The sequence below is a fragment of the Flavobacterium sp. AC274 genome, from assembly GCF_979258275.1.
In genome coordinates this window covers 3,497,156-3,509,207 of record NZ_OZ409852.1, presented here as the reverse complement: position 1 = coordinate 3,509,207, position 12,052 = coordinate 3,497,156, and the positions used below count along the sequence as shown (strand labels likewise).

The following is a 12,052-nucleotide window of genomic DNA, read 5'->3' as shown; positions in this document are numbered from 1 at the left end:
AAGAGTTGTTGGTACTAGTTTTAGAATTAAAGCTTATCAGGACCAGCAAAATGTTGAAGTTCTTGTTCGCACCGGTAAAGTAAGGGTAAAATCCAATAGTTTAATTTCGAATGCTACAGATCATGAAGTCGTACTTCTTCCAAATCAGGCACTTCGGTTTATTCGTAAAGATTTGGTTTTTAATAAAATAACCAATATTACAAAAGATGAAGCTTTGGTTCGTAGTGTTGGAAATATCGAACAATTAAGTTTTGAGTTTAACGATATTCCGATTGCTCAAATTTTCGAAACTATAGAACAAGCTTATTTAGTTGATATTGATTATCCTAAAGATAAATTAAATGATTGCCATTTGACCACATCACTTAGCGATCAGCCACTGCCGGAGAAACTTAAAATTATTTGTAAAAGCATTGGTAACGATACGAGTTTTGAAATGAATGGAAATCAAATTACCATAACATCAAAAGGCTGTAACTAAAAAATATTATTCAAGAAATTTAATTAAAACCCCTTAAACTAAAAATTCATAAATGCCTATGTAAGAATAAAATACATAAAAAAAGTGCCGAAATGCTGTAACATTATCGACACTTAAATTAATTGAATTGCTTTCTGTAAAAAGTAATTCATAGTGTTTCTTAAAATACACTCGAACAGTATTAATCAAAACAAACCAAAATTATGAAAAAACCAGTTGTTAAACAACGATTACTCCACCGAATCATGAAAATAACGCTATTTCAGTTTGTCTTAGCACTTGTATTTTCAAGTGTTACAATGGCGAACAGTGTAAATGGACAAAGAAAACTAGATACAAAAGTTACGATTACTGTTTCAGATTTAACTTTAGATAATGCTTTATCTAAATTGCAAAAATCTGCACATGTAAAGTTTTCGTACAATTCAAGATTGCCGCAATTGAACCAAAAGTTACAATTGAGGCCAATCAGGAAGTTTTGTCTAGTGTACTTAATCGAATTTTAAAACCCTTTAATATTACTTTCTCTGAGGTAAGTAATCAGATTATTTTACAGAAGGACAATTCATTAGAACCTTTTTCGAACTTAGATAGTAATAATTCTTTATTTGATGTGCTAATGGCAGGGCCTATCATTAAAGGAAAAGTTACTGATCCGTCTGGTGTGCCGCTTCCTGGCGCAACAGTTATGGCTAAAGGAACTAAAATTGCTGTATTAACAGATTTTGACGGAAATTTTTCTATCGAAATGCCTGCAAATAGTACTGCTTTAGTAATTTCTTATGTTGGAATGGAAACTAAAGAAATTGGTATTGAAAATACTTCGCCTACAGTAATTTTGAACGAATCAGGCCAAAACCTGAAAGAAGTGATAGTTACAACAGGTTACGAAAAAACATCAAAAAGAACTTTTACAGGAGCAATCAGTAAAATTTCGGGAGCAGAATTAAAAGTAGACGGGGTTGTAGATGTGAGCAGAATGATTGAAGGTAAAGCTGCCGGTGTAACAGTACAAAACATTACAGGAACATTTGGTACAGCTCCAAAAATTACAGTTCGTGGATCTTCTTCTATTTTTGGAGATACAAAACCGCTATGGGTAATTGATGGTGTTGTTCAGGAAGATATTATCAATTTGACATTTGCAGATTTAGCGTCTGGTAATTCAGAGACATTATTGAGTTCGTCTATTGCTGGTTTAAATGCAAATGATATTCAAAATATTGAGATTTTAAAAGATGCCTCAGCAACTTCTATTTATGGTTCAAGATCATTAAACGGAGTTGTAGTTATTACTACAAAACAAGGTCGTAGAGATGCACCTTTAAAAGTGAGTTATTCATTGGAACAAACTGTTAGGGCAGTTCCAAATTACAGCCAGTATGATATCCTGAATTCTCAGGAATCTATGAGTATTTTCAAAGAAATGGAATCTAAAGGATATCTGGATTTACCATCAACTGTAAATGGAAGATACGGAGGAGCTTACAATATTTTAGGTAGAGCAATAAATACTTATGTGCCAGAAACAGGTGGTTATTTGGTTAATAATGATCCTGTTAGCCGTAATAATTTCTTAAAGAAATACGAACAGGCAAATACAGACTGGTTTAGTGTATTATTTAGACCATCTATTACACAAAATCACTCTTTGAGTTTTTCTGGCGGTGGTAAAAACAATACATTTTATGCCTCTTTGGGGTATTATACAGATCCGGGATGGACTATTGCCGATGATGTGAAACAAATCTCATCAAATATTAAAGGTACATTTTATGTAAATGACAGATTAAATGTTACACTTTCTACTATGGCTTCGGTTCGTGATCAAGGTGCACCTGGAAGTTATGAAAGCGAAAAAGATGTCGTTTTTGGTAAAGTAACTCGTGATTTTGATATCAACCCATTTAACTATGTATTAAATACAAGCAGAACTTTAAGACCATACGATGAAAATGGTAATCTGGAATACTACAGAAATAACTGGGCTAAAATGAATATTATCAATGAATTGGCAAACAATTTCATGGAAATTCAGGTTAAAGATATTCGTTTTCAATTGGATTTAGATTATAAAATTAATCCACACTTAAACTATAATTTAACAGGTTCTGCACGTTTTGCGAACACAAGTCGTGAGCACAAGATTATGGAAAATTCAAACGTAGTTGGAGCTTATAAAGCTGGAACTCCTGATGGTGAAGACGGTGTAAATACATTGGTTAGAGATCAAAATATATTTTTATATCAAGATCCGAATGATTTAACGGCTCCTAAAGTTTCTGTATTGCCAAATGGTGGTTTCTTAAGAAAATTTACAAATGACATGACTTCTTATAACTTAAGAAATAGTGTTAGTTATAGAAATACATTAGATGATAAACACGAATTAGAAGGTTTATTTGGTACAGAATTAAGAGTTGTAGACAGAGGCAGTGATAATTTTACCGCTGCAGGTTTACAATACGACAGAGGTTTAACTGCTTTTACAGACCCAAGATTAATTGAAAAAATTATCAACGGAGGAGATTCTTATTACGGATTTAATGAAGAAAAAGAAAGAACAGTAGGTTTCTTCGGAAAAGTTGGTTATACGTATGATCGTCGTTATACAGCTTCTGTTACAGGACGTTATGACGGATCAAATAGACAAGGAAACAGTGATTCATCAAGATGGCTGCCAACTTATACTTTTAGTGGAAAATGGAATGTTGCCGAAGAAAAGTTCATGAAAAATGTTGAATATGTAAATACTTTAGCTTTAAGAGCTTCTTACGGACTTACTGCAACTGCAGGACCTGCAACAAACTCATTGGCGATTTACAAAAGTTATATCACAGATCGTTTTGGTCTTGACGACAGAGAATCAGGGATTAATATTGAAGAATTACAAAATGGAAATTTAACCTGGGAAAAACAATTCGAAACCAACATTGGTGTTGATCTTGGAATGTTTAACAACAGAGTACAGTTTACTTCGGACATTTACAGCCGTAAAGCTTTTGATTTGGTTGATTATGTAATCACTTCTGGAATTGGAGGTCAAAGAATCAGACAAGGAAATAATGCTGATATGGAAACCAAAGGTCTTGAGATTGGTTTTACAACCAAAAACATTGATAATCGTGATTTTAAATGGTCTACAACACTTAATTTTTCTGTTTATTCTCAAAAAATCACAAAACTTGAAAATACACCAACTGCATTTGATTTAGTAGATGCAAACGGAGGAAATTCAATTGGTCATCCAAGAAATTCATTGTATTCTTATCAATTTACGGGTTTAAATAATCAGGGATTACCAACTTTTATTCTACAAGACGGAGCAGATAATAATATTACAGAAGCGAATTTTCAGGACAATTTGGATGTGACTAAATATTTGAAATACGAAGGTTCTATTGAGCCAAATAAATCACTTGGTTTAGCCAATACATTTACATATAAAAATTGGTCTTTATACGTATTCTTTGTAGGGTCAGGAGGTAACAAAGTACGTTTAAATCCTATTTATGATAGTACTTATGATGATTTAACAGTATTCACTAAAGATTTTACAAACCGTTGGATTAATCCGGGTGATGAAAACTTTACAAACGTACCTGTTATTGCAGACAGACGTTTGAATGCAAATTATGGAGGAGAACGTACATTGGCAAGAGCTTATAATACCTATAATTATTCTGATGCTCGTATTGCCGATGGAGATTTTGTAAGGCTTAAAAATATTTCATTAAGCTGGGAGTTTCCTAATGATTTCAAGAAAAAATTAGGATTAAGCACATTTACTTTAAAAGGATCTGCAGTTAACCCATGGTTAATTTATTCAGACAAAAAATTAAATGGTCAGGATCCTGAGTTCCGTAATTCTGGAGGTGTTGCTATGCCGGTTACGTCTCAATACACTTTTACTTTAAACATTTCATTATAATAGTTCAAAAACATGAAAAAATTAAAAATAACTTTATCGCTATTAATACTTATGAGTATTACTAGTTGTGATGATTTCTTGTCAGAGAAGCCAGATAACAGAACTGAAATAGATACCCCGGATAAAATATCAGAAATATTAGTGGGAGCGTATCCTCAAATGAGTTATTTTGATATTGCCGAAACAATGTCAGATAATGTTTTTGATAGTGGTATGGCGGAAACATTAATAAAAAACGAACAAAATTATAATTGGGAAATTCAGACAGAAACAACTGATATTGATACTCAGGCCTATTACTGGGATGCTTGCTATAAAGCAATTGCACATGCAAACAAGGCTTTGGAAGCAATAGATCAATTGGGAAATACAGCTGACTTAAACCCTCAAAAAGGAGAAGCACTTATAGCTAGGGCTTATGCTCATTTTATGCTGGTTTCATTATGGTCGCAACGCTATAACCCTGCAACAGCTTCGACAGATTTAGGTATTCCATATGTTACAAAACCTGAAACAGAATTAATAACAAAATATACAAGAAATACTGTAGCTGAAGTTTTTAAATTTATTGAAAACGATATTGAAGAAGGTTTAAAATATGTTGCCAATGATTACAAAGAACCAAAATTTCATTTTACTAAAAATGCTGCAAAAGCTTTTGCAAGCCGTTTTTACTTAGTAAAAGGAGATTGGGACAAAGTAATTTCTTTATCTGATGATTTAGGAAACAGACCTACTGGCAAACTAAGAAATCATTTAGTATATGAAGGTATAGGTGTAAATGACCAAAGATTAGCTTATGCAAGTAGTGATGCCGAAACAAATCTATTGATAGTTTCTGCAAATTCTATTGTAAGCAGATCGTATTACTCAAACCGTTTTTATCTTTCAGGTCCACGTTATCAACAAATATTTGGACCAGCGACTAATATTTTTGCAAAAGCGTGGTATTATAACTTTTATTCATCAAATAGTAGTATAACTGTATTTCAGCCTAAATTTTACGAGTATTTTAAATACTCAAATGTTACGGCAGGAATTGGAGATCCGTATGTTGCTGAAGTTTTATTAAGCAATGACGAATTTTTCCTTAACAGAATTGAAGCTCACGTAATGAAAGGCGAAATAAATGTTGCCAATGATGAGCTTGAATACTTTTGGTCAACAAGAACTGTAGGCTATGCAGCAACCGATAAAGTTACAGAAGCAAAAGTTGTAGCAAAATATCCAGTTATTGCCGATGAATATACTCCATTCTATGCAATATCTCCCGTACAAACATCGTATGTAAAAGCAATTGCAGAAACAAGAAGAAGAGATTTTGTACATGAAGGAATGAGATGGTTTGATGTAAAACGTTTTAATATCGTAGTTAATCACGAAACTGCCAACAAACCATTAAACACATTAGTAAAAGATGATAAGCGAAGAGCATTGCAAATTCCGCTTCATGCAACAAATACAGGTGTAGAGTTAAATCCTAGATAATCTTAAAAGCAAATTCTTATGAAACTAATAAAATATAAAAATATAGCATTATTACTTCTTGTTTCAATAGTTGCAATTTCATGCGCACAAGATGAGCAGCCGGGTGATAGTCAATTAGATTATACACAGCCCGAAAAAACAGCATTGGATAACTGGATTGCAACCACTTATTTAAATCCATACAATATTAATGTACAATATAAATGGAATCAAAATACAGTAGACAATAGTCGATTTTTATTTCCTCCAACAGTAGAAAAAGTTCAGCCAGCGCTTGAAATTGTTGAAACAATATGGCTTAAAAGTTATGCCACAGTTGGTGGTGCAGATTTTGTTAAAAAAATTGCTCCAAGAGAAATTGTTTTGGTAGGAGGTGTAAACTTGAATAGTGTAGGAACCAGAACACTTGGTATTGCAGAAGGAGGACAGCGTGTTACTTTGTTTGAAACAGATTATATAGACCAATCAGATCGTGAGAATGTTTCAGAATTTATTCATACAATACAACATGAGTATATCCACATTTTGAATCAGCACAAACCTTTTGACGAAAAATCATGGTCGGCCATAACTCCGGGAGGATATGTAGCAGATTGGTACAATTATGAAATTCCCGAATCAAACGAAATTGGATTCATTACAAGTTATGCAAGATCAAATATTAACGAAGATTTTGCTGAAACAGCTTCAATGATATTGATCTATTCAAAAGATGAATATGCTGCTTTTCTGGATGGTATTGAAGACCCTGCAGCTTATGCAGCATTAAAAGCAAAAGAAGCATTGGTAGTGAAATATTTTAAAGAAGCATTTGATATGGATTTTTATGCATTACGAGATGCCGCTGAAATCAATACAAGTACTGTAATAACTAATTAAACCAAGTATTATGAAAATTAAAAATATATATATGTTCTTATTTGCAGCATTTTTGGCACTGCAATTGAGCGCCTGCGACAATAATACTGATGCAGAACCAAAATTTGATCAAACACCAACTGAACGATTAAATGCCCAAAAAGCAGAGTTGAATGAAGCATTACTTTCTTCTCCGGAAGGCTGGAAAGCAGTTTATTTTACAGATAACACCGTTTTAGGTGGCTATACGCATTTATTTAAATTTGCTGCTAACGGAACTGTCGAAATGGCTTCTGATTTTGATGATGTTGCAAAAACGTATCTAAGTGAAGTTAGTGAATATCAGATACAGCTAGGAAGTACTGTAAGTCTGGTATTTACAACAAAAAACAAAATACACTTATTATCTGACTCAAACGATTACCCAATTGATGCTTTAACATCAGAGGGATATCGTGGTGATTTTCAGTTTTTGTATTACGGACAAGAAAATGGTGAAATTATTTTTAGAACAAATAGAAACAACCAGGAATTGCGTTTTGTAAAAGCAACAAAAGGAGATTGGGATGACTTAGTATTAAATTTTGATATGATTCCAAATATCATTGGAGACCCAACATTAGGGCTTTACAGAGGTTTGGAAGTAAATAACGGAACAATTAAAACAACTTACGATTTTAATCCGTTTTCTACAGTAACACGCCACACTACAATCACCGACGCCGCAGGTTCATATGATATGGGTATCGGTTATGCGCCAAATGGTTTGGTAGTTAGTCCTCCCGTAGTTGTTGGAAATCAGAAACTAAGCAATTTTATTTTTAATGAAACCGATGGAAGTTTTACAGCTACAGGAACGGGTGGTGTGAGTGCATCGATAAAATACTCTGATGTTCCGTTTTTACTTACTGATGATTATAAAATACTTCTTTCAGGAAGAGCATATTCGAGATTTGGTTACTATACAGATGATTATACTGTAGATGCACCCACTAATTCAGCATTGTTTAATGAAGAAATAGCAAAAATTGATGCTAATTTACCTGCCGGTCAATATATTACTGGTGTGCAGTTGTATATGAACCACTCACTTGGAACTTTTATTTACTACACTTTCGCTGGACGAACAGCACTTCAGCATTTTGTTGATGTACAAGAAGATGTAGCTGGTAAAAAAATCATTTTAAAACATAAGTCCTGGAATGGAAATACAACAGCAGCCACACCTGCATTTCTTGCAAGTTTTGATAGTTACCTTATGGACCCTAACGGAATATACGTTAAAAAAGAAAGCTTTAAATTAGGATATTCAAATACAGTTTACACATTTAAAAGTTTATCAAGTACATTTAGAATGACTACTTGGCAGCTTAACTAACAGTTTTAGTTTTTATTTATTTTGAAGAAAAAGCAGCTCAAATTTTGGGCTGCTTTTTTAACTTAAACTTCACACTTATGAATATGGAAAAGTATATCACACAAACAAATATCACATTATTTTTATGGGGCCCAATACTCCTTGTAATATCACGGTTCTATCCGGATTATACAACATATTATTTATATCTCTCTATGATCGTCATGATTACATTTATGGTTTTAAAGATGATAAAACAAAGAAAGGAAGACAAACTAAATAATACACAAGAGTTTAGGGCATCTGTTTATAAAATGTTTTTTATGATGTTGGTAGCGCTAATCGTTTTCTTTTTTATAACAAAGTAATATATGAAATAACAGTTTTGGGTTTAATTTATTTTGAAGAAATGAAGCTCCTATAGAACTGCATTTTTTTATTATTATTAAAGATGAAATCTTACATAAAATCATTTATATCGAATTTAATTGTTATATTTAAATTTTGAAAATGAGGCATTTATACTTGTTTCAGTGTCTGAAACTCAACGGACATAAAAGGATTGGGAAAACCAAAAAAAACAAACAACCTAAATTATTATGTTAAAAACAATTTTAGATTTTAAAGGAATTGAGAAACTTAGTGTAAGCGAACAAAAAAACACAAAGGGAGGAGACCAGACAGTTTGTACTATCCCCTATACAGCACTTCCTTATAATGGCCCATGTGTTATGCTTCCACCGGATTTACCAACTGGAGAAGTATAACGAGTATAATAATTTTAAACAGAATAACCAGTAGATTTTCTACTGGTTATTTTTGTTTAATCTATTTTCGACAATAAAAAAATTACATTATCATTTAAATGATTTGCAATTGTTATTTTTTTAAAAAGGGAATTATCATATATTTGACATGTCATTCAAAGCCCCCGAATGATTAAGATTTTTCTGTGATTAATTGCAGAAATAACTAAAATAAATATTAATATTAATTTTGAATATGAAATTACTAGAAGGAAAAGTTGCCATCATTACAGGCGCTAGTCGTGGAATTGGAAAAGGAATTGCAGAAGTTTTCGCTAAACATGGTGCAAACGTAGCTTTTACATACAGTTCATCTGTAGAGTCAGCTCAGGCTTTAGAAGCAGAATTGAACGGTTTAGGAGTTAAAGCAAAAGGTTACCAATCAAATGCAGCTGATTTTAATGAAGCGCAAACTTTTGTTGACGCTGTTTTGGCAGATTTTGGAACAGTTGATATTTTAATTAACAACGCCGGAATCACAAAAGATAATTTATTGATGCGTATGTCAGAAGCTGATTTTGATCAGGTTATAGCTGTAAATCTAAAGTCAGTATTTAATATGACAAAGGCAATTCAAAAAACATTCTTAAAACAACGCGCAGGTTCTATTATCAATATTAGTTCAGTAGTTGGAGTATCAGGAAACGCGGGACAAACAAATTATGCAGCCTCAAAAGCCGGTGCAATTGGTTTTACAAAATCTGTAGCATTAGAGTTGGGTTCACGTAACATTCGTTGCAATGCAATTGCTCCGGGATTTATCGAAACCGAAATGACTGCAAAATTACCGGAAGATGTAGTAAAAGGATGGAGAGACGGAATTCCGTTAAAACGTGGCGGAACTACAGAAGATGTAGCAAATGCATGTCTTTTCTTAGCTTCAGATTTAAGTGCTTATGTTACAGGACAAGTACTTAATGTTTGTGGAGGAATGCTAACATAACGTACTGTCCCGAAGCTTCGGGACTAAGTTACAAAGGTTCAAAGGTTTTAGTAATCAGTTTTATCTGGCTCTAGAATAAAAACTGGACACAACGTAGTCACAAAACTGACTTTAAAATCTGATTACTGTAAACTGATACTGAATACTAAATAAATATGACTACAAATACGATTCTGTTAATATTACTATCTTTAGTAATCGCTGGAGGCTTGTCGTATTTTCAATATTTTTTCAAAGCCAAAAACAAATCCAATGTGATTTGGTTTTTGGCTTTTTTACGTTTTTTATCCATTTTCGGATTATTACTTTTATTGATAAATCCAATAATGACCAAGAATTCCCTTGAAATTACCAAAACACCTTTGGCAATTGCAGTTGATAATTCAAGTTCGATAGTTGCCTTAAAATCAGACGAAAAAACTGCCGAATTATATAAAGCCTTGGTTTCAAATCCTGCACTTAAGGAAAAATTTGAAATTCAGTCCTATCAATTCGACGCAGATTTTAAACCTTCAGATAAATTTGATTTTAAAGGAAAACAAACCAACTTAGATGAAGTTGCCAAAAACTTAAAAAGCATCAACAAAAACCTGATTTTTCCAACAGTTATAATTACTGACGGAAATCAAACTACAGGAAACGATTATGTATATCGCTTTGATCCTGTCAATAAAGTTTATCCTTTGGTTGTAGGAGATACAACTACATTTTTAGATTTAAAAATCAATCAGTTAAACGTAAACAAATACGCTTTTCACAAAAATAAATTTCCGGTTGAAGTTTTTCTGCAATATGCCGGAGATAAAACAATAAATGCAGATTTTACCATTTCGCAAGGAAATTCGGTTGTAGCAAAAGAAAAAGTTTCTTTTTCACCATCTAAAAAAACAGCCACTTTAAATTTACTTTTACCAGCAGATAAAGTAGGCTTACAAATTTTTAAAGCAACCGTTTCTGCCAATACAAAAGAGAAAAACAGTTACAATAACGTCAAGAATTTTGCAGTCGAAATTATCGATCAAAAGTCGACAATTGCAATAGTTTCGGCTATAAATCATCCTGATATTGCAGCTTTAAAACGTTCGATAGAAGTTAATGCACAGCGTAAAGTGATTTTGGTTAAACTAAATGATATTAATCAGTTACAAGATGTTTCTGTTTTAGTTTTGTACCAGCCAACAACAGCTTTTAAGGCGATTTTCGACAACAATAAATTAGCCGGAACAAATACCTTTATCATCACCGGAAACAATACCGATTTTAATTTTTTAAACCAACAACAAAACAATTTGGTTTTTAAAATGAGCAATCAAAGAGAAGATTATTTAAACGAATTTCAATCGCAATTTAATTTATTTGCAATAGATAATATCGGATTCGAAAATTTTCCGCCGTTGCAAAATCCATTCGGGACGATTACAACAAACGGAAATGTTTCAGTTTTACTTTCGTCTAAAATTAGAAACGTATCTACAAATGCTCCTTTATTAGCTTTCGCCGAAAATCAGGGAAAACGAACCGCTTTTCTTTTAGGAGAAAATAGCTGGAAATGGCGTATGCAAAGTCATATTGATAATCAATCCTTTGATAAATATGATGTTTTTGTAGATAAGATAATTCAGTTTTTGGCAACATCAACTTCAAGAAAGTCATTAGTTGTAACACATGAAAGTTTTTACAATTCAGGAGAAGCCATTGTGATCAACGCGCAATATTTCAATAAAAACTACGAGTTCGACGAAAAAGCAAGATTAACAATCACCGTTACCAATGCCGAAACTAAACAAGTTAAGAACTACGATTTATTAAAAGGAAATAATTCTTTTTCAGCAAATCTGGATGGTTTGCAAGCCGGGAAGTATAATTTTACGGTAAAAGAATTAAACTCAAATACCGTTTATTCAAGTCATTTTGAGATTTTAGATTTTGATATCGAAAAACAATTTGTAAATCCTGATGTTGTAAAACTGAAACAATTAGCGCTACAAACCAACGGAAAGGCCTTTTTCCAAAATGAAGTTGATGATTTGATTAAAACTTTAATAGAAAACAAAGAATACAAATCAATCGAAAAAAATATCTCAACAAAAACACCGCTTATTGATTGGGTTTGGTTGTTGATTTTGATTGCTGCTTTATTGACAACAGAATGGTTTATTAGGAAATATAATGGGTTGCTTTAATAGTT

General features: G+C 32.5%; 6 protein-coding genes and 1 pseudogene. All 7 read left to right on the top strand.

Annotated features, from left to right (window positions below; all coding sequences use genetic code 11):
* The first annotated feature begins 172 nt into the window (after positions 1-172).
* The 7 genes and pseudogenes from ACZZZT_RS15650 (at position 173) to ACZZZT_RS15620 (ending at position 12,047) form a co-directional block, all read left to right on the top strand.
* Positions 173-481 (top strand): DUF4974 domain-containing protein, encoded by a 309-nt coding sequence (locus ACZZZT_RS15650; protein ID WP_463461074.1) that lies wholly within the window; start codon positions 173-175, stop codon positions 479-481.
* 203 nt (positions 482-684) lie between these two features.
* A pseudogene (locus ACZZZT_RS15645) lies at positions 685-4,412 on the top strand (SusC/RagA family TonB-linked outer membrane protein).
* Positions 4,413-4,424: 12 nt separating this feature from the next.
* Entirely contained in the window at positions 4,425-5,900 is a 1,476-nt protein-coding gene (locus ACZZZT_RS15640; protein ID WP_463461073.1) for a RagB/SusD family nutrient uptake outer membrane protein, read from the top strand.
* 18 nt (positions 5,901-5,918) lie between these two features.
* Positions 5,919-6,779, top strand: a complete 861-nt coding sequence (locus tag ACZZZT_RS15635) for a substrate import-associated zinc metallohydrolase lipoprotein (RefSeq protein WP_084540221.1) — start codon at positions 5,919-5,921, stop codon at positions 6,777-6,779.
* A 10-nt stretch (positions 6,780-6,789) separates the two neighbouring features.
* Complete coding sequence (locus tag ACZZZT_RS15630) at positions 6,790-8,136, top strand: DUF4302 domain-containing protein (protein ID WP_463461072.1); 1,347 nt, start codon at positions 6,790-6,792, stop codon at positions 8,134-8,136.
* A 981-nt stretch (positions 8,137-9,117) separates the two neighbouring features.
* Positions 9,118-9,864: a 3-oxoacyl-[acyl-carrier-protein] reductase gene (gene fabG / locus ACZZZT_RS15625; RefSeq protein ID WP_042567031.1), complete on the top strand. Its 747-nt coding sequence runs from the start codon at positions 9,118-9,120 to the stop codon at positions 9,862-9,864.
* Positions 9,865-10,019: 155 nt separating this feature from the next.
* Positions 10,020-12,047, top strand: coding sequence for a hypothetical protein (locus tag ACZZZT_RS15620; RefSeq protein WP_463461071.1), 2,028 nt, complete (start codon positions 10,020-10,022; stop codon positions 12,045-12,047).
* Positions 12,048-12,052 lie beyond the last annotated feature (5 nt).